The following is a 19,024-nucleotide window of genomic DNA, read 5'->3' on the forward strand; positions in this document are numbered from 1 at the left end:
GCTGTATAATAAAAACTTGTTAAAAATAAACTTTAAGTTTTGTTATACTAAACTTTCTTTACTTGAAGTTTACTTAATTTAAACAAATGAATTAGAGGTTAAAACATGCAAATCGGGAAAAAAATCAAACGATTACGTCTTACGAAAGGTTTAACGCAGGAAGAACTGGGTGAACGAACGGATCTTAGCAAAGGCTACATTTCACAATTAGAGCGGGATTTAAGCTCTCCATCTCTTGAAACCTTCTTTTCCATCCTAGAAGTATTAGGATGTACCCCGACAGAATTTTTCCAATCAGAAGAACGTCTTCAGAAAGTTGTCTATCGAGAGGAAGATCAAACTGTCTATCTTGATGAGGAGCGCGGTTACCATATTCAATGGCTTGTTCCTGAATCAAACGATAAAGAAATGGAGCCCATCGTTTTAACATTTAGTGAAAAGGGTGAATTTAAACGTTTTGAACCGTCGTTATCGGAGACGTTTGCTTACGTCTTAGCGGGGTCTGTCATGATTCGTCTTGGCCAGCATACATATGAAGCGCTTGCTGGAGAGGCTATTTACTTTCACGCGTCCGATGACCATCAAATCGTTAACACTCATCACGGCTTATCAAAGATTATTCTCGTCGCCACTAATTCGTATTTATAAAAGCGCTACTATTGAGGGAGGTCGCTATGGAAGAGAACACAATTATTCGTTTTGAACATGTAACGAAACAATATGACCAGGATACACCAGTATTAGATCATGTAAGTTTTGAAATCGAGAAGGGGAAATTTTATACGCTACTCGGCCCCTCTGGTTGTGGGAAAACAACTATTTTACGTCTTATCGCAGGATTTATTGAGCCGTCTAAAGGCAATATCCTTTTCAATGGGAAAGTAATTAATGACGTTCCGGCTAATAAACGACAAGTGAATACGGTTTTCCAAGATTACGCCTTATTCCCTCATTTAAATGTATTTGAGAATGTTGCATTTGGTCTTCGAATCAAAAAAATGAAATCAGCTGACATTACAGCGAAGGTAAAAGAAGCGCTGCGTTTTGTTAACTTAGAAGGATACGAAACAAGAGAAATCAGCGAAATGTCAGGCGGTCAGCGTCAGCGTGTTGCGATTGCTCGCGCGATTGTAAATGAACCAGAAGTAATTTTACTTGATGAACCTTTGTCCGCGTTAGACTTGAAGCTACGTACAGAAATGCAGTATGAACTAAGAGAGCTTCAGCGCCGTCTTGGGATTACGTTTATTTTTGTTACGCACGATCAAGAAGAAGCACTTGCGATGTCAGATGAGATTTTCGTATTAAACAAAGGAAAGATCCAACAAAGTGGTACACCTACTGATATTTATGACGAACCTATTAACCGCTTCGTAGCCGACTTTATCGGAGAATCAAACATTGTAGCTGGAAAAATGGTTCAAGACTTTGAGGTAGAGTTTACGGGTCAGCGCTTTGAGTGTGTGGACCAAGGGCTAGATGCGAACGAACCAGTAGAGATTGTCATTCGCCCAGAGGATTTGGAAATCACAACCGCAGAGCAAGGGAAGCTTCAAGTGCGCGTGGATTCACAGTTATTTAGAGGTGTTCACTATGAGATTTGTTGCTATGATGAAGCAGGAAACGAATGGCTTGTTCATTCAACGAAAAGAGCAACGGTAGGGGCAGAAATTGGTCTTTATTTTGAACCAGAGGCTATTCACGTTATGAGATTAGGTGAAACAGAAGAAGAGTTTGACAAACGCTTGGAAGCTTACGACGAGGTTTCACATGCGGAATAAGGCAAGAAATATTTATCTTATTCCGTACGCCCTGTGGATTTTACTTTTTGTTGTAGCACCTATTGTTCTTGTTCTGTATTACTCTTTCTTTAATCTAGACGGAGACCTTTCGCTCGAAAATTACCGTAAATTTTTAACACCTGTTTATTTGAAAATGACGTTAAGTTCGTTTTGGTATGCGTTTCTCATTACCTTATTTACGCTGCTTATTTCATATCCAACGGCTTATCTGCTAACGAAGACAAAGCACAAGCAGCTGTGGCTTCTGCTTATTATTTTACCGACATGGATTAATTTACTGTTAAAAGCGTATGCGTTTCTTGGGATTTTCGGAACATACGGAACAGCAAATTCATTTTTAAAGTTAATTGGAATTGGAACGAAGCAAATTCTGTTTACGGATTTTAGTTTCATCTTTGTTTCGGTTTATATCTTTATTCCATTTATGATTTTACCAATTTTCAATGCGCTTGAAGAGGTGAACCCATCTCTATTTTACGCTTCACGAGATCTTGGGGCGTCGGCTTGGACAACGTTCCGACGTGTTATTTTCCCGTTAACGATTGAAGGAGTAAAGTCGGGATGTCAGGCCGTTTTTATTCCTGCTTTGTCACTGTTTATGATTACACGCCTCATTGCAGGGAACCGCGTTATTACGCTCGGTACAGCAATTGAGCAGCACTTTCTTGTCACACAGGACTGGGGAATGGGATCGACAATTGCAGTGTTTTTAATTATCGCAATGGTTATTATTATGGTACTAAGCGGTACTAGAAAGCGAGGTGCATAAGTTGAAACGAAAAGGCAGAATCGGAAATTTATATTTAGTTTTAGTGTTCGTCATTCTATATGCACCGATCTTTTATTTGACGTTTTATTCATTTAATAGTGGGGGAACGATGCGTCATTTTGAGGGCTTTACACTAGAGTGGTATAAAGAAGTCTTTCATGATACGCGCTTACTCATCATCGTATTGAATACATTAGTCATCGCCCTGCTTTCAGCAGCAATTTCAACGATTTTAGGCGTGTTTGGTGCTTTAGCGATTGTGTACGTAAAAAGTCGCCAGATGAAGAATATGCTCCTGAGTTTAAATAGTGTTCTTATCGTCAGTCCAGACGTTATTATTGGGGCTTCATTCTTAATCTTGTTTACGATCGTTGGCATTAAGCTTGGCTTTACGTCGGTATTGCTCTCGCATATCGCATTTAGCGTACCGATTGTGGTCATTATGGTGCTTCCGAAGTTACAGGAGATGAGCCCAACATTGCTTGATGCAGCACGAGATTTAGGTGCAAGTCGTTGGGAAGTTCTTTCGAAGGTTGTCTTTCCTTTTATTACACCGGGAATTTTTGCTGGCTTCTTCATGGCATTAACGTACTCGTTAGATGATTTTGCTGTAACGTTCTTTGTGACGGGTAATGGCTTCTCAACGCTATCCGTTGAAATTTATTCGCGTGCAAGACAAGGGATCTCCTTAACGATTAATGCATTGTCTACCCTTATCTTTTTATTCACCATTGTGCTTGTAGTCGGTTATTACTTCATTAATCAGCGCAATCGAGCGAAGGGAGCGGCGGTGAGAAAATGAAAAAATTGATGCAGATTTTCATCGTCATTTTGGTTGTTTGTTTTGGCTTAATGTATTGGGTATCTCAGCTTAATAAAAGCGAAGGTTATTCAGGTGATCATACGCTTACGATTTATAACTGGGGAGACTATATTGATCCGCAACTAATTAAGAAGTTTGAAAAACAAACAGGGATCAAAGTGATCTACCAAACATTTGATTCAAATGAAGCGATGATGACAAAAATTGAACAAGGTGGTACAACGTTTGATGTAGCTGTACCATCAGAATATGCGATTAGTAAAATGAAGGAAGAGCATTTGCTGCTTCCATTAGATAAGAAAAAACTACCGAATCTAAAAAACATTAATCCAGAGTTTTTAGATTTATCATTTGATGAAAAGAATCGCTACTCCATTCCTTATTTTTGGGGTACTGTAGGAATCGTATATAACCCAAGTATGCTAGACGGGAAAAAGATTACGAGTTGGAATGATCTTTGGAGCAAAGACCTTCGTAATCAAATTCTACTCGCTGATGGAGCTAGGGAAGTAATGGGCATGGGCTTGAATAGTCTTCACTATTCACTCAATGACCGCAACAAATCTCACCTCCAAGAAGCGAAGCGAAAGCTCAGTACGCTAACACCCAATGTAAAAGCAATCGTTGGTGACGAGATTAAAATGCTCCTAGCAAACGAAGAAGCAGCGGTAGGTGTTGTATGGTCAGGTGATGCATCTGAGATCATGAGCGAAAATGATAAGCTAGACTATGTAATTCCAGAAGAGGGCTCAAACTTGTGGTTTGACAATATGGTCATGCCTAAAACAGCGAAAAACGTAGAGGGTGCCCATAAGTTTATGAACTTTATGCTCGATCCGAAAAATGCTGCTCAAAACGCTGAGTATGTAGGGTATTCTACGCCAAATGAAAAAGCATTGAACTATTTGCCTAAAGATATTTCAGGAGACAAACGTTTCTATCCAGACTTAAACAAGACGGAAAACCTTGAAGTCTACGATAACTTAGGAAAGAGAATGCTTGCTTATTACAATGAGCTGTTTCTCGAATTTAAAATGCATAAAAAGTAAGATCAAGGGAGCAAAGCTGTTAAAAAGTTTTGCTCCCTTTTTTATTTTAGAAGGGTTATCCGATTTTAAGGGAATTTTAAATATAAGGTTGTATGATGCGAAGTACATATTGGTTTAATGATCAGTGGAAGCGGGTGATAGAAATGCGTTTATTAGTAGTAGAAGATGATCAAGCACTTTTGAGTGTTATTGTGACCGTTTTAAAAGAGGAAGGCTACGAGGTGGACAAGGCAGATGACGGTGAGGAAGGGTTTCTGCTTGCCAAACAAGAGATTTATGACGCGCTTGTTCTAGATATTATGCTTCCTGGAATGACGGGATTAGAGATGGTAAGAAAGCTTAGAAAGGACCAAAGCAATGTGAAGGTTATTTTTTTAACGGCTAAGGATAGCGTAGAGGATCGAGTAAATGGTCTTGATGCAGGAGCGAACGATTATTTAGTGAAGCCATTTGCCATGCCGGAATTATTAGCAAGACTGCGCGTTATTTTACGTGATCATGAAGCAAATATAAGTGGCTTTATTTCCTATGGGAATTTAAAAGTAGATCCGACTCGTCACCTTGCTTGGGCGAATGGTGAGCCATTAAATCTGACGGTAAAAGAATTTCAGCTACTCGAGTACTTTATACGAAACAAAGAGCAAATCTTAATACGTGATCAAATCTTTAATCGGGTATGGGGATTTGCATCAGACGTTGGTGTAGGGGTAGTGGATGTATATGTTCATCATCTTCGAAAGAAGTTAGGGCCATACGGATGTGATCACTGTATCAAGACCGTTCGGGGAATTGGCTTTATGCTAAAGGATGAAACGAATAATGTTTCGTAAAACGAGAATTAGACTCAGTATAATGAACGCCGTTGTTTTCTTCATTATCTTAACCGTACTGTCTGTCGTGCTATATGTGTACATGCAGCATCTTGTCTTTCGGACCGTGGATGAGAAGCTGAACAACGCAATGGACAAAGTTCGGGAAGGTGAATTCCATGAATTGATGGAACGGCACGAACGAGAGCCTGAGACGGAGCGCAAAATTGCCTATATCTTTTGGAACGAAAGCGGCGAAGTAGCGAATGTTCTACCAAAGTCTGTAGAGAACGAGAAAGAAATGAAGTATTTTAAGCCGTCTAAAGGCAATCGTGTTGAGACCCAAGAGATTTTAGGTCATTCTTATCGGGTTGTAACGGTTCCAAGCATTGCATTTTCAGACCAATCAGAAGTAAAGAAAGTCGGGCTAGTGCTGAACATTGATTCCGAAAAGCTGATCTTGCATCATTTATTGCTTCTGATGGTTGGCGGAATCATAACGGGCATTATTTTGTCATTAGTAGCAGGATTGTTTTTAGCAAACCGAGCGCTTATCCCCATTCAGCGATCGTGGGATAAGCAAACGCGTTTTGTCGCTGATGCGTCTCATGAGCTTCGAACACCCCTTGCGGTTATTCAAGCACATTTGGAGCTTTTATTTCGTCATCCGACTCATACGGTTGAAGAGGAGAGTGAGGCTGTCTATAAAAGCTTGCATGAGGTAACCCGGATTAATAAGCTCGTTTCTGACTTGTTAACGCTCGCACGAGTGGACTCTGATCAGCTGTTACTAGAGCGTACAGAATTTCCTCCTGGTGAAATACTCGAATTTGTCTCCGATCAATTTACACCTGTCGCTGAAATGAAGGGGATACAATTTCAAAAAACGCTGGACACACAGAATTTATATAAGGGAGACCAAGCACGTATTCAACAGCTGTTCATGATTTTATTAGATAATGCGTTAAAATACAGTCCTGCTGATACAACGATTCATCTCTTCTGTAAAAAGGAGGGAGAAGCATTCATTGTTCAAGTATCAGATGAGGGCGTGGGCATTAAAGAAGAAGATATCCCGTTTGTATTTGATCGCTTTTACCGAGGAGATAAAGCGCGCAACCGATCTCAAGGTGGGACCGGCCTCGGTCTTTCCATTGCGAAATGGATTGTCGAAGCACACGGGGGAGATATAAAGGTAAAGAGTACTGAAAACAAAGGGTCCACCTTCACTATTCGATTACCAAAAAAACAGACGCTTACAAAGTCGTAAGCGTCTGTTTCCTTATGCATGTCTTCGTTCTGTGCGCGTATTTTTTCTCTGTGTGTGAGGGGATTTAGACGTTTTCTTTATCTTCCAAGCCTTCCAAGCGTTTGCTGCAAGTAACCCAATTAATAAGAAGATTAATCCTCCGAACACCAAATAATACACGGAGCTAATAACGCCAGCGATGAACCCAAACGTTACTTGATCCTTATACTTAGCAGGTGACGTTGGAGGGTCTGTCATCATAAAGAACGCTAAGAACAAGGCAGAGTTGAGAAACGGATTTCGTAGTGCATCTGTTACATCTCCTACTCCTAGTAAAGCCGCTGCCACTAGGATAATAAAATAGCTTCCCAGAAAAGCAAAAACAAGTGGGAATTTATTTACTTTCTTCGTGATAAAGTACCCAGCTATTATGAGAAGCGGTGCAAACCAATCTGGCATTAGCGTTAGAGCTCCCCACCAGCTTTGGCCACTTGAAAAAAAAGCAACGGATATGAGCAATCCAAGTGCAGCTGGATTGAAAATCGGCTTTTTTCGGAATCTAACCACGTATTTTGAAGCAACAGAAACAGCTGATGCTACGATTACAACGTACCAAGGAGTAAAGGAACTTAGGACAAGTCCGACAATTAATCCTGTCAGAATAGCTCCATCAGGTAACTGCTTTTTCACTTTTTTAGCGGTTACTGAAAGTCCAATGCCTTCTACTAATGTAGATGTGAGAACGGCTAAAAAAACGTGAAACCATCCTACAAAAAAGGAAGAGTTAAGACTTCCAATTAAACCTAATGCCAGTAACAAGACGATTAACGATCGTTTTGGCGTTTTAAATAGTTGTTGGAACATTGTTGGTTCGGGTTTTGTTCGTTCATCTACAATAATATAACCCTTTGGTGTATGAATATATTTAACAGAGGGATCTCTTCTATAGTTTGTATTCATCTACGTAAGCCTCCATTCGGTCCGTCTTGTATATATGAAGGGAAGGGGTGATAAATAGGCCTTCCACTTGAAGTTCATTTAATAATTTCTTTGCTTTTTTATAGCCTAGAAGAAAAGAAGCTGTCGATAACGAATCAGCCATCATCCCAAACGGAGCGACAACCGTACAGCTTATGAGTTCGTTTGGTGATGAACCCTTTGGAAATTGAATGTGGTGAAGTGATGCATCATGTGCCGATTTTCGCTCGTAGCTACCAGATGTACAGATCGCTACATCCGTTACGTTTAAAACGGCTATTGGGCGTTCTTTTTCAATAGGATGCTTAATACCTACCTTCCACAGTTCTCGACGTTCATTTTGTCCGCTCACAAATACGTCTCCGCCTGCATCAATCATGACTCCTTCGTAGAAAGAGAGAGCTTTTACAGCGACATCAACCGCAAATCCTTTTGCGATGGAACCGAAATCTAAGAGTAGTGGCTTTTGAAGTTGAATCGCACCAAGCTCCGGATATAGAAGTACATCTTTGTACGTAGTATGTGATGTGCTCAAATCTGTCTGCTGAATTCGATTGGTTAAGTAATGACGGTTAAAGCCCGACTTCTCCATCTGGTTTCCGATAGTCGGATCATAGACACCATCAGTTGCCTCTGCAATTTGAAGGGCAAATCGTGTCATTTCAAACAGAAAAGGACTTACCCGTGCAGGTTCCCCATTCTTTTCTAAAAGTGACATGACTTCACTATCTGGTGAAAATCGACTAGCGATGCTCTCAACCTGTCTGAAAACATTCGAAACTTTTTCGAGATCATTGTGCACGTTTTTTTCGCTATTAGGAGAAGCAATCACTTTAACGGAGATAATGGTCCCCATGCAAAGCATTGACTTCGTATAGGCTTGTAAATTTAACATTCCAACCTCTCCTTATTTAACTATTCATAGCTTGCTGCAGAGCGTTGTCGACAGCAGTTTGGAAGTCTTCTGTGCTTAATGTAGCCCCGCTTACAACGTCTACATCACTGCTTTGAGACGCTACTACTTGATTCGGAAGGTCATCAATATAGGACTGTGAATAATGAGTATCGCAGTTTGTAATATCGACGGCTGTAATTTTATCGCCTTTGATGGTGACGGCTACTTGAACACTTCCAATTCGATTCATTCCCTCTCCATAATAGGTTCCATCTTTGTAAGTGCTGCTTGTTGTTTGTTGAGGAGCAGAAGGGGGAGTTTCCTCACCGATTGTAGAGCTAGGCTGTTGAATTTGAACACGATCTTTATGTGATTGAGTAGCTGTACTTTGAGCCTCTGTTGGCAGCGTTGCGACGTAGCCTGTTGCATAGACAGCACCAATAGCTGCTGTACAGAGTGCAATCATCGTATTACTCATTTTTGCCATCATTCATTCCTCCTGATTTCTTCATACTAGAAGTAAGTATGGTGTGAATTAGTATCTACTTTACAAACCAATTTTTAAAAAATCTTTAAAACGATCAAATTCTTTTTAAACTTTTATTTTTATGTTCAGAGATTTGGGGGTAGTGATAGAAATAAGTAGGTGATAACAAATAGGAGGTGAGTCCATGTTTGAAAAATTCAAAGAAAATTTCAGTCGTCCAAAAGGGCTGATGGGATCTGTAGCAGGAAAAATCATGGCTTTTGAGAATCAGGAAATTAACAAGTGGACCATTGAGCATTTGCAGGTGCATCCAAACGATCACGTATTAGAGGTTGGATACGGGCCAGGGTACAGTATTGAATGTTTAACGAAAGAGTATTCTCATATCCAGGTAGATGGTATTGACCCTTCACAGCAAATGAAAGAACAAGCCGAGCATCGACTAAAAGATGAGGTAGAGGAGGGAAGAGTGCGCTTTTTCGTAGGTCCTATAGAGACTGCTGAGCTAAAAGCAAACTCTTATCAAAAGGTGTTGTCCGTAAACAATTACACCATTTGGGATGATCCGTTAAAGGGGTTAACTAATTTGTATCAGTCAATGGCTCCAGGAGGAAAAATTGCGATTACGATGCAACCTCGCGAGGAAGATGCTTGTGCAGATAAGACGCGGATGTTTGGAAGGAAAATTGAAGAAGACTTACGTCAGTGTGGTTTTCAAGATATTGAAACAAGATTTCGTAAGGTTCGTCCTGAGCTTACGGTTTGTGTGACCGCTGTAAAGCCATTAACATACTAATGATTAGTAAAGTGTGCAAAGGCAGGGAAAAAGAAATACCCTAATGTGCTCACCTGCCTAGCCCTTTTTACATAGGTAATAACAAGAAATAATTCATCTTACTATCTTGATAATATACATGGTAAAATAGACAAGATGATTATTGATTAGGAGGAACATCCATGAAAATCAAACTTGGACTTTTATATGGTGGAAAGTCTGCTGAACATAAAGTATCGTTACAAACAGCGCTAGCGGTAATTAACGCGCTCAATCATGATAAATATGAAGTACATCCTATCTTTATTGCGGAAACAGGTGAATGGATTCGCGGTGAAAAATTGACAGGAAAAGTGGACTCAGTAGCACAGTTGCAAATTCAACAATCCGGAGAGGCTATTTCTCCTGCAGCACTAAATAATAGCCTTTTTGCTGTGCCTACAGAAGAAGCGTCTAGCATTGATGTGGTATTCCCTCTTCTTCATGGACCAAACGGAGAAGATGGTACGGTTCAAGGAATGCTTGAGCTATTAAACATTCCTTATGTAGGAAACGGTGTATTAGCTTCAGCTGGAGGAATGGATAAAGTAATTATGAAAAATCTGTTTGCTCAAGCTGGTTTAGAGCAACCTAACTTTGTATCCTTCATTCGCAGTGAATGGGAAAAGAACAGCGAAGTAGCATATGGAAAAGTGGAAGACGAACTTGGCTATCCATGCTTTGTAAAACCAGCAAACCTTGGTTCAAGCGTTGGAATCAGCAAGTGTCGTAACCGCGAAGAGTTAGTAGCAGGGTTCAAAGAGGCGTTTACATTTGATCGTAAAGTCATTGTTGAGGAAGGAATTATCGGACGTGAGGTAGAAGTAGGCGTTCTAGGTAATGACGATCCTGCATGTTCTGTTATTGGAGAGATTGTTCCAAAAACAGATTTCTATGACTACCAAGCAAAATATGAAGACGGTAATACAGGTCTTGTGATTCCTGCGGAAATGAGCGAAGATCAAGTAAAAGAAATGCAACAATTAGCAATTAAAGCATTTAAAGCAATTGATGGTTCTGGACTTGTTCGCGCCGATTTCTTCTTAACAAACGACGGGAAGTTCTTAATTAACGAAGTGAACACAATGCCAGGGTTTACCCCGTTCAGCATGTTCCCACTTTTATGGAAGCATACAGATCTTCCATACAGTGACTTAATTGAGAAGCTTGTTGATCTAGCAATTGAGCGTCACGAAGAAAAGCAAAAAATCCGTTATACAATGTAAATATATTTAAGAGACACTATTCGTTTTGAATAGTGTTTCTCACTTTCACATGATATGTAATGTTCCTTAAACAGGAAGGAGAATAAGAATGATTGTACGTAGTATGGAAGAGATTCAACAAATGATTCCAGGTAGTGAGCTTGTGAATGGTGCCAATATTACCATTTCTGGTGTTTCTACAGATACAAGAAAAATTGAGAAAAACAACTTATTTGTGCCGCTAGTGGGCGATAACTTTAATGGTCACCGCTTTGTAAATACAGCTCTAGAAAACGGTGCCGGAGCCGTATTATGGGCGAGAAGCGAAGGGGAATACCCAGCGGACACACCTGTTCTTTTAGTAGATAATACGTTAGAGGCAATGCAGCAGCTAGCGAAAAGCTATCTTCAGCAGCTTTCTGTGAAAGTCGTGGGAGTAACAGGAAGTAACGGAAAGACAACGACAAAAGATATGATTGAAGCGATTTTATCGACAACATATAAAGTGCTAAAAACAGAAGGGAACTTCAACAACCATATTGGCTTACCGCTGACTGTTTTTCGTCTAGAGGAAGATACGGATATTGCCATTTTAGAAATGGGTATGAGTGCTCGCGGAGAAATTGAGCTTTTATCGAATATCGGGACACCAGACGTGGCAGTAATCACAAATATCGGGGAGTCGCATTTATTAGATTTAGGAAGTCGCGATGGAATCGCCGAAGCCAAGCTCGAAATTGTGAAGGGACTTCAACAAGACGGTGTACTAATTTATAACGGCGATGAGCCACTGTTAACGTCTAGAGTACCAGCGATGAACTTAAAAACGGTAACGGTTGGAGAAGGAAAAGAGCTTGATTATTATCCTGTTTCGATTGAACAAACTTCAAGCGAAACGAAATTCGTTATTTCAAAAGATGCAGATTTAACTTTTACCATGCCTGTTTTAGGAAAGCACAATGTCCATAATGCTTTAACGGCTATCGCTGTAGGTGAACAGTTCAATATTCCTTTTGAAACGATCGCAAAAGGACTTAAGAATCTGCACCTCACAAATATGCGTATGGAAATGGTCAAAGGAAAAGACGGTCTTTCAATTATTAACGATGCGTACAATGCAAGCCCTACTTCTATGAAGGCGGCCATTCAGCTTGTTCAGGACTTAGACGGATTTAACCAAAAGCTTGTTGTGCTAGGTGACATGCTAGAGCTAGGGGAAGATGAAAACAAATTTCATTATGAAGTAGGCGCCTCGTTAGACCCAAATAAGATTGATTATGTGTTTGTTTATGGACCTTTAAGTCAATACTTAGCTCAGGGAGCAAAACAAGTCTTTCCGGAGGACCGAGTACTTTATTTCGATGATAAAGAGCTATTAGCTGAAAAATTAGCTTCTGTTGTTCATCCAGAAGATCTTGTACTAATTAAAGCATCACGTGGAATGAAACTAGAGGAAATCATTTCAAATTTAATGAAATGATTGGATGATTTTTTTCTTTTTTTGAGTGGCAGAAGGCTTGTTACATCTCTATTTAAAACGTTTTACAAGTACGTATCAGCCCTTCACCCTTCTGTTTATTATATTGCAAATAGCTATGCTAAGTGGTAAGATAGAATCTAAGTGTTTTTAACACCCATAGCCCGTTTTTCAAAGAATGTATGTATCCAGGGGCGTTCCATTTATTGAAGGGAATGCTCTTTTTTATAAGAGTACGAAAATAGAAGGAAAGTTTTAAAATAGAAGGAGTTTGAAATAATTGACATTATTTAATGAGTTAGGAATTAGTAGTGAAACGAAAAAAGCAATTAGTACAATGGGATTTGAAGAGGCTACACCGATCCAAGCAGAAACAATCCCATTAGCGCTAGAAGGCCATGATGTGATTGGTCAAGCACAAACAGGAACTGGTAAAACAGCGGCATTTGGTATTCCATTAGTTGATCGTATTGATACAAACCAAGATAAAATTCAAGGTTTGATTATTGCTCCAACTCGTGAGTTAGCAATTCAAGTATCAGAAGAGCTTTATAAAGTAGGGAAATTCAAACGTGCGCGCGTTTTATCTGTATACGGTGGCCAAGATATCGGACGTCAAATTCGTTCATTAAAGAAAAAACCACATATCATTGTGGGTACACCAGGTCGTATTCTAGACCACATTAATCGTAAAACTCTACGTTTACAAGACATCCAAACAATCATCTTAGATGAAGCGGATGAAATGTTAAACATGGGATTCATTCAAGATATCGAAAAAATTCTTGAAAACTTACCGGAACAACGTCAAACATTATTGTTCTCTGCTACAATGCCTCCACAAATTCAACGCATTGCTGAACGTTTCATGCATGAGCCTAAAATTGTGAAGATCAAAGCAAAGGAAATGACTGTTCCACATATTCAACAGTACTATTTAGAAGTACACGAAAAACGCAAGTTTGACGTGCTTACTCGTTTATTAGATATCCAATCTCCAGAATTGGCAATCATATTCGGCCGTACAAAGCGTCGTGTAGATGAGCTTTCTGAAGCATTAAATCTTCGTGGATATGCAGCAGAAGGAATTCACGGTGACTTAAGTCAGGCAAAACGTATTTCCGTATTACGTAAGTTCAAAGAAGGAAACATTGATATCCTTGTAGCAACAGACGTAGCAGCACGTGGATTAGATATTTCTGGTGTTACACACGTATACAACTTTGATATTCCTCAAGATCCTGAGAGCTATGTTCACCGTATTGGACGTACAGGTCGTGCGGGTAAAAAAGGTCTTGCGATGACATTCGTAACACCACGTGAAACAGGTCAACTGAAAAACGTTGAAACAACAACAAAACGTAAAATGGACCGTATGGAGATCCCTTCAGTAGATCAAGCTTTAGAAGGTCAACAACGTCTAGTACTTGATAAGATCAAAACAATTATCGAGAACGAAAACCTTACGTACTATAAACAAATTGCAGATGAACTTCTTGAAGAGCATGATTCTGTATCAGCTGTCGCTGCTGTAATCAAAATGCTTACAAAAGAACCTGATACAACACCGGTTAACTTAACTTCAGAGCCTCCAGTAGTTTCGAAGAGAGAGAAACGTAACCAAAAAGGTTCTGGCTCTTACAAAACTTCTGTTCGTAACAACAGAAAAGACCGCGCTCCACAAGGAAAGCGTCGTAGCTCAAACCAAAAAGACCGCAGTAAATCTTACCGTGGTAACAGCAACAACAGCAACAGTAACTACAACAAAAACAACTAATAGTTGAACAGAAGAGCCAGGGCGTTGTCGCCTTGGCTCTTTTTTTGATGCTAGGAAAGTTAGGAACTCACGTCGTTAAAAGTAGTTCTTCAGGGCACAATAGAAGAAGCGTAAAAAACGAGGTGCTAATAATGACAATTGTGAAATTAGGATATGTAGCCATGAGTATGAATGTTCAAAACAGCTCGCCGTCTCAGACGATGACGGTTGCTCAATTTCAGCGAATTCAAAATCGTGAGGCAGCTATTCATAAGCTTGAGCGCATCGCTCTTTCGAATTTGGATAACTGCTTAAGACTACTGAAATACAATAAATTTAATGATATTGAGTTTTTTCGTTTCAGCTCGCGTATTATTCCGTTGGCCAACCATGAAGAAGTAGGCGATTGGAATTACATATTACCTTTAAAAGAAAAGCTGAAAGAAATACGTAGTTTTCTGGATAAGAATCCGTCACGAGTTGACTTTCATCCAGATCATTTTGTAGTGCTTAATTCAACAGATCCCAATGTACTGAAACGATCTTTGCATACACTTCAGATGCATCAACGATTGTTAAAAGGGATGGGGATTCAATCTCAGCACCGATGTGTACTACATGTTGGGGGAGGATATGGAGATAAGGAAAAGGCGCTTGAGCAATTTATTCATAATTTTGGCTTAGTTCCTACAAGAATACAAGAAATGATTATGCTTGAAAATGATGATACCGTTTTTACTGTGAAAGAGGCTCTCTACTTGTGTGAAAAGCTTTCTATTCCTTTAGTATTTGACCTTCACCATCACATGGCTAACCATGAAGTGGAAGATTGGCAAGAGGACTGGGAGCGGATCGTAAATACATGGTCAAATTCTTCTTTACCAATTAAAATGCATATATCGAGCCCGAGAAATGAAAAAGAGTTTCGAGCTCATGCTGACTACATTGATGTGGATATGTTCATGGGCTTTTTATCTGCTATTAAGAATAGCGTCCCTGAAATTCATTGTATGATTGAAGCGAAAGGAAAAGATAATGCACTCTTAAAGCTAATAGAAGACTTAAAAGCATATCCAGAGATTCAAATGATCAATAACGGAAGCTTTTTAATTCAGTAAGACCAAAATGTTTCTCGTGGAACATTTTGAGAGGGAGGATAAAATGATAGTTGGAACAGGCATTGATATGGCGGAACTCAAACGAATTGAAGCCGTACTTATAAGACATGAAGCATTCAGTCAACGAATTTTAACGGAAAATGAGCTGAATAAATACAATTTCCTTTCAACCAAGCGAAAAATCGAATATTTGGCTGGACGTTTTGCAGCAAAAGAAGCGTTCTCGAAAGCGAAAGGGACAGGCATTGGGAAAGAGCTTAGTTTTCAAGATATTGAGACTGGTTACGATTCACTTGGAAAACCGATGATCCTAAAGCCAAGTTATCCCAATCAAAAAATTCACCTGTCCATTTCTCATACGAAGGAATACGCATTGGCGCAAGTAATTATTGAACGCTTGTCAAGCTAGTCTGCATATTCGCTTTCTTTTCCTCATATATTCATAGTGCAGAAGAAGAGACAAGGCATAGGAAGAATGCTCTTCACTAACACGTGAATGAATTGGGGTAAAGGGGTGGAAGAAATTGCGAAAGTTATTTATCGGTCTGGTATTTGCTATTCTGCTTATTGCGTTAGCAGGATGTGGAGAAAAGTCTAAAAAAGATGTGGTTGATTCCCTAGATGCAAAAGTGGAGCAAATGTCAGGGTACAAAGCAAATGCAAAAATGACACTGAGCACAGGAAAAGGAACACAAGAATACAGCGTAGAGATTTGGCATAATAAACCTTCTTATTACAGAGTGAATTTGCAAAATGCGACGAAAGATCAAAACCAAATGATTCTGCGCAATGATGAAGGAGTATATGTGTTAACACCTGCGTTAAACAAAAGCTTCCGTTTTCAAAGCGATTGGCCACAAAACAGCAGTCAGGCTTACCTATATGAATCATTAGTACAAGATATTAAAAAAGATAAAAACGCGGAGTTTAAATCAACAAAAGACAATTATGTATTTACAACCAAGACAAATTATCAAAACAGCGCAGTTCTTCCAAAACAAACGATTACGATTAGCAAAAAGGATTTAACACCAAAGTCGGTCAAAATTATGGATACGGATGCGAATGTTTTAGTCAAAGTTACTTTTTCGAAAGTTGTGATGGACGCCAAATTTGATAAAGGTGCTTTTGACACGAAACGTAATATGACAGGGGCAAAAATGGAAGTGCCAACGATGGCTCAGCAGTCGAAAAAACCATTAGAAGTCAAATATCCGCTGCAAACGTCTGGCGCCACGCTGTTAAATGAGAAAAAATTAAAAACAGACAAAGGCGATCGCGTTATTCTGTCTTATGGAGGAAAGAAAAAATTCACCATTATTCAAGAGAGAGCAGAGGTTGCACAAGTATCTGCCTCTACGTTTGTAGCAGGAGTACCTGTGGATCTAGGCTTTGCGGTTGGAGCACTGACGGATCATTCCTTAAGCTGGTCTTATGAAGGTGTAGACTACATGATTGCTTCAAAAGATTTATCGAAAGATGAGCTTCAAGATGTCGCTCGCTCTGTACAAGGACAGATGGTTAAATAGAGGACGAAAATAACAGGCTCATTTTTTAAACGAGCCTGTTATTTTTCTTTGTATGTATTATACTGAAAGAATAGCATATTCTTTATAGTGGCTTGGAAAGAAGGAAGTGGATGTAACTATGGATGCATTTTATCGTGAAACTTGGGCAGAAATTAACTTAGACAATATTTTTTGTAACGTTTCTACTATTAAAGAAACACTGCCTCCGACAAAACAATTAATCGCAGTAGTCAAAGCCAATGCGTATGGACACGGAGATGTTCAAGTGGCGAGAACAGCTTTAGAAGCAGGAGCTTCCATGCTTGCTGTGGCAACGCTTGATGAAGCCATTTCATTACGTAAGAGAGACATTAAAGCACCCATTATTATTTTAGGTGCCGTATCGCCTCAATTTGTTTACTTAGCGATCAAATATAATATTATTCTTACTGTTTATAGCAGTGAGTGGTTACGTACTGCACAAAAAGTGGTTCCTGGAACCGAAGCTGTTCAATTTCATTTGAAGCTCGATACGGGGATGGGTAGACTAGGATTACGAACAGAAGAGGAAATAGAGGAGTTTTTCACGATTCTTCAAGAAACTTCACGTTTTAAACTAAGCGGTGTGTTTACTCATTTTGCGACAGCAGATGAGCTTGATCAAGGGTATTATGAACAACAATATCATTGCTTTCAAAAACTTATCCGCTATATAAAAGAAAAAGGAATTGTACCTGGACTTGTTCATTGCGCAAACAGTGCTTCTCTTTTACGATTTCCGAATGACGAATTTGATGCTGTGCGCTTAGGTATTTCCATGTATGGTCTAACTCCGTCTACAGAGATGAAATCACTCATTCCTGTTCAACTTAAACCTGCCTATTCACTACACACGAAAATCGTGCACGTCAAAAAAGTTGAAAAAGGTACGTCTGTTAGTTACGGAGCTACTTATACGTCAGAGCAGGAAGAATGGATTGCCACACTACCAATCGGCTATGCCGACGGATGGATGCGCCGCATGCAAAACTTTTACGTTATTGTAGATGGACAGAAGTCACCAATTGTAGGGAGAGTGTGTATGGATCAATGTATGATCAAAATTCCTTATGAGCTTCCGATTGGGACACAAGTAACTTTAATTGGTAAGCAAGGGGAAGAGGAAATTACAATGGAGCAAGTAGCGGATCATTCAAATACGATCAACTATGAAATTCCATGTGTAATTACCAATCGCATGCCAAAAGTGTTTATTCAAAATGGTAAGCAAGTCGAGGTTTACAATGGCCTCAGTCACCTTGAATAACCAGGCAACCATTAAAGGAATATAAACTTAATTCACGAAAAATTTTCCTCGTAAATGCATAAAAACAGCAACTCAATGACGATAATAGTTGAAGAATTGGCAGAATTCACTTTGCATCAGACCGCAACGATGGTATGATGAAGAAAGATAAAATAATGGTGTGTGTATTGATGGTGGAGGTGTATGTTTGTGTCTGAAGTTAGTGCAACTACAGAAATTTTAGTTCGTTTACCTCAAAGCTTAGTATCTGAATTAGATGTGCTTGTAAAGCAAGAGAATGGTAACCGAAGTGATTTTATTTATCAAGCAACGAAAATGTACCTTCGTGAGAGAAAGAAGCGTCATATCCGTGAAACCATGAAGCGTGGATACATGGAAATGGCAAAAATTAATTTAAATATTGCATGTGAAGCTTTCCTAGCTGAGTACGAAGCAGATCATACTGTAGAACGCTTAGTTAGCGGAGGATAATTGAATTGGTAGTCAAACGTGGTGACGTCTATTTTGCTGATTTGTCTCCTGTAGTCGGCTCTGAACAAGGAGGCGTACGCCCAGTACTTATCATTCAAAATGACATTGGTAATCGGTTTAGCCCTACAGTAATTGTTGCTGCAATTACTGCTCAGATCCAGAAGGCGAAACTTCCTACACATGTGGAAATTGATGCGAAACGGTACGGTTTTGAAAGAGACTCAGTGATTTTATTAGAACAAATTCGTACAATTGACAAACAGCGCTTGACCGATAAAATTACTCATTTAGATGAGGAAATGATGGATCGCGTTGATAAGGCGTTGCAAGTCAGTTTGGGACTTATTGATTTTTAGAATTATAATGATTACATGGGAAAGTTGCTCAATTAGGGCAACTTTTTTAATTTGACTGATAAAGAGTATTAACATTATATTGAAGTTATGAACAAATATGAAATTTTGGTAAATGCCTTTGTCTATATATTTGATAATGAATATGAGATAAT

20 protein-coding genes are annotated in these 19,024 nt (G+C 39.4%); 17 read left to right on the forward strand and 3 right to left on the reverse strand.

What is annotated here, in order from left to right; all coding sequences use genetic code 11:
* The first annotated feature begins 105 nt into the window (after window positions 1-105).
* The 7 genes from IE339_RS01080 to IE339_RS01110 all read left to right on the forward strand — a co-directional run bounded on the left by IE339_RS01080 (window position 106) and on the right by IE339_RS01110 (window position 6,522).
* Window positions 106-648: a helix-turn-helix domain-containing protein gene (locus IE339_RS01080; RefSeq protein ID WP_053403445.1), complete on the forward strand. Its 543-nt coding sequence runs from the start codon at window positions 106-108 to the stop codon at window positions 646-648.
* A 26-nt stretch (window positions 649-674) separates the two neighbouring features.
* Window positions 675-1,781, forward strand: coding sequence for an ABC transporter ATP-binding protein (locus IE339_RS01085; RefSeq protein WP_242172842.1), 1,107 nt, complete (start codon window positions 675-677; stop codon window positions 1,779-1,781).
* Window positions 1,771-2,571, forward strand: a complete 801-nt coding sequence (locus IE339_RS01090) for an ABC transporter permease (RefSeq protein ID WP_242172844.1) — start codon at window positions 1,771-1,773, stop codon at window positions 2,569-2,571. The genes IE339_RS01085 and IE339_RS01090 overlap by 11 nt, the downstream gene beginning before the upstream one ends.
* Window position 2,572: 1 nt before the next feature.
* Window positions 2,573-3,373, forward strand: coding sequence for an ABC transporter permease (locus IE339_RS01095; protein ID WP_242172846.1), 801 nt, complete (start codon window positions 2,573-2,575; stop codon window positions 3,371-3,373).
* Window positions 3,370-4,443 (forward strand): ABC transporter substrate-binding protein, encoded by a 1,074-nt coding sequence (locus IE339_RS01100; RefSeq protein ID WP_242172848.1) that lies wholly within the window; start codon window positions 3,370-3,372, stop codon window positions 4,441-4,443. Before IE339_RS01095 ends, IE339_RS01100 begins: the two co-directional genes overlap by 4 nt.
* 143 nt (window positions 4,444-4,586) lie before the next feature.
* Window positions 4,587-5,273, forward strand: a complete 687-nt coding sequence (locus IE339_RS01105) for a response regulator transcription factor (protein WP_242176071.1) — start codon at window positions 4,587-4,589, stop codon at window positions 5,271-5,273.
* Complete coding sequence (locus tag IE339_RS01110; protein WP_242172850.1) at window positions 5,263-6,522, forward strand: sensor histidine kinase; 1,260 nt, start codon at window positions 5,263-5,265, stop codon at window positions 6,520-6,522. Before IE339_RS01105 ends, IE339_RS01110 begins: the two co-directional genes overlap by 11 nt.
* 12 nt (window positions 6,523-6,534) lie before the next feature.
* Here the strand turns inward: IE339_RS01110 and IE339_RS01115 are convergent, their stop codons facing one another.
* Genes IE339_RS01115 through IE339_RS01125 form a run of 3 tightly spaced genes read right to left on the reverse strand, consistent with a single transcriptional unit; the run spans window position 6,535 to window position 8,864 of the window.
* Window positions 6,535-7,461, reverse strand: a complete 927-nt coding sequence (locus IE339_RS01115; protein ID WP_242172852.1) for an RnfABCDGE type electron transport complex subunit D — start codon at window positions 7,459-7,461, stop codon at window positions 6,535-6,537.
* Window positions 7,445-8,374: an FAD:protein FMN transferase gene (locus tag IE339_RS01120; protein WP_242172855.1), complete on the reverse strand. Its 930-nt coding sequence runs from the start codon at window positions 8,372-8,374 to the stop codon at window positions 7,445-7,447. The genes IE339_RS01115 and IE339_RS01120 overlap by 17 nt, the downstream gene beginning before the upstream one ends.
* Window positions 8,375-8,390: 16 nt before the next feature.
* On the reverse strand, window positions 8,391-8,864 hold the full coding sequence (locus IE339_RS01125) for an FMN-binding protein (protein WP_347342716.1): 474 nt from the start codon (window positions 8,862-8,864) through the stop codon (window positions 8,391-8,393).
* A 181-nt stretch (window positions 8,865-9,045) separates the two neighbouring features.
* Here IE339_RS01125 and IE339_RS01130 point away from each other — a divergent pair, with 181 nt between their 5' ends.
* The 10 genes from IE339_RS01130 to IE339_RS01175 all read left to right on the forward strand — a co-directional run bounded on the left by IE339_RS01130 (window position 9,046) and on the right by IE339_RS01175 (window position 18,872).
* Window positions 9,046-9,657, forward strand: a complete 612-nt coding sequence (locus tag IE339_RS01130) for a class I SAM-dependent methyltransferase (protein ID WP_242172857.1) — start codon at window positions 9,046-9,048, stop codon at window positions 9,655-9,657.
* A gap of 161 nt (window positions 9,658-9,818) precedes the next feature.
* Window positions 9,819-10,901: a D-alanine--D-alanine ligase gene (locus IE339_RS01135; RefSeq protein ID WP_242172860.1), complete on the forward strand. Its 1,083-nt coding sequence runs from the start codon at window positions 9,819-9,821 to the stop codon at window positions 10,899-10,901.
* Window positions 10,902-10,989: 88 nt separating this feature from the next.
* The gene (locus IE339_RS01140; protein WP_242172863.1) at window positions 10,990-12,360 is read left to right on the forward strand and encodes a UDP-N-acetylmuramoyl-tripeptide--D-alanyl-D-alanine ligase; all 1,371 of its coding nucleotides are present in this window, start codon (window positions 10,990-10,992) and stop codon (window positions 12,358-12,360) included.
* A gap of 277 nt (window positions 12,361-12,637) precedes the next feature.
* The gene (locus IE339_RS01145; protein ID WP_242172865.1) at window positions 12,638-14,134 is read left to right on the forward strand and encodes a degradosome RNA helicase CshA; all 1,497 of its coding nucleotides are present in this window, start codon (window positions 12,638-12,640) and stop codon (window positions 14,132-14,134) included.
* A gap of 131 nt (window positions 14,135-14,265) precedes the next feature.
* Window positions 14,266-15,231 (forward strand): UV DNA damage repair endonuclease UvsE, encoded by a 966-nt coding sequence (uvsE, locus tag IE339_RS01150; RefSeq protein WP_242172866.1) that lies wholly within the window; start codon window positions 14,266-14,268, stop codon window positions 15,229-15,231.
* Window positions 15,232-15,274: 43 nt separating this feature from the next.
* Complete coding sequence (acpS, locus tag IE339_RS01155; protein WP_242172868.1) at window positions 15,275-15,640, forward strand: holo-ACP synthase; 366 nt, start codon at window positions 15,275-15,277, stop codon at window positions 15,638-15,640.
* 115 nt (window positions 15,641-15,755) lie between these two features.
* Window positions 15,756-16,760, forward strand: a complete 1,005-nt coding sequence (locus IE339_RS01160) for a LolA family protein (RefSeq protein WP_242172872.1) — start codon at window positions 15,756-15,758, stop codon at window positions 16,758-16,760.
* Between the two features lie 118 nt (window positions 16,761-16,878).
* A complete protein-coding gene (alr, locus tag IE339_RS01165; protein WP_242172874.1) occupies window positions 16,879-18,045 on the forward strand; it encodes an alanine racemase in 1,167 nt (388 codons plus the stop codon).
* Window positions 18,046-18,234: 189 nt separating this feature from the next.
* Window positions 18,235-18,516, forward strand: coding sequence for a CopG family ribbon-helix-helix protein (locus tag IE339_RS01170; protein ID WP_053403467.1), 282 nt, complete (start codon window positions 18,235-18,237; stop codon window positions 18,514-18,516).
* Between the two features lie 5 nt (window positions 18,517-18,521).
* A complete protein-coding gene (locus IE339_RS01175) occupies window positions 18,522-18,872 on the forward strand; it encodes a type II toxin-antitoxin system PemK/MazF family toxin (RefSeq protein ID WP_053403428.1) in 351 nt (116 codons plus the stop codon).
* Window positions 18,873-19,024: the final 152 nt, after the last annotated feature.

The organism is Priestia koreensis (assembly GCF_022646885.1).
Lineage (GTDB): Bacteria > Bacillota > Bacilli > Bacillales > Bacillaceae_H > Bacillus_AG > Bacillus_AG koreensis_A.

Coding starts and splice junctions, on each gene's coding strand:
- uvsE (WP_242172866.1), top strand. CDS start 14,266: ATGACAATTGTGAAATTAGGATATGTAGCCATGAGTATGAATGTTCAA.
- IE339_RS01130 (WP_242172857.1), top strand. CDS start 9,046: ATGTTTGAAAAATTCAAAGAAAATTTCAGTCGTCCAAAAGGGCTGATG.
- IE339_RS01120 (WP_242172855.1), bottom strand. CDS start 8,374: ATGTTAAATTTACAAGCCTATACGAAGTCAATGCTTTGCATGGGGACC.
- IE339_RS01115 (WP_242172852.1), bottom strand. CDS start 7,461: ATGAATACAAACTATAGAAGAGATCCCTCTGTTAAATATATTCATACA.
- IE339_RS01125 (WP_347342716.1), bottom strand. CDS start 8,864: ATGATGGCAAAAATGAGTAATACGATGATTGCACTCTGTACAGCAGCT.
- IE339_RS01100 (WP_242172848.1), top strand. CDS start 3,370: ATGAAAAAATTGATGCAGATTTTCATCGTCATTTTGGTTGTTTGTTTT.
- IE339_RS01140 (WP_242172863.1), top strand. CDS start 10,990: ATGATTGTACGTAGTATGGAAGAGATTCAACAAATGATTCCAGGTAGT.
- IE339_RS01085 (WP_242172842.1), top strand. CDS start 675: ATGGAAGAGAACACAATTATTCGTTTTGAACATGTAACGAAACAATAT.
- IE339_RS01110 (WP_242172850.1), top strand. CDS start 5,263: ATGTTTCGTAAAACGAGAATTAGACTCAGTATAATGAACGCCGTTGTT.
- IE339_RS01135 (WP_242172860.1), top strand. CDS start 9,819: ATGAAAATCAAACTTGGACTTTTATATGGTGGAAAGTCTGCTGAACAT.
- IE339_RS01090 (WP_242172844.1), top strand. CDS start 1,771: ATGCGGAATAAGGCAAGAAATATTTATCTTATTCCGTACGCCCTGTGG.
- IE339_RS01105 (WP_242176071.1), top strand. CDS start 4,587: ATGCGTTTATTAGTAGTAGAAGATGATCAAGCACTTTTGAGTGTTATT.
- alr (WP_242172874.1), top strand. CDS start 16,879: ATGGATGCATTTTATCGTGAAACTTGGGCAGAAATTAACTTAGACAAT.
- acpS (WP_242172868.1), top strand. CDS start 15,275: ATGATAGTTGGAACAGGCATTGATATGGCGGAACTCAAACGAATTGAA.
- IE339_RS01080 (WP_053403445.1), top strand. CDS start 106: ATGCAAATCGGGAAAAAAATCAAACGATTACGTCTTACGAAAGGTTTA.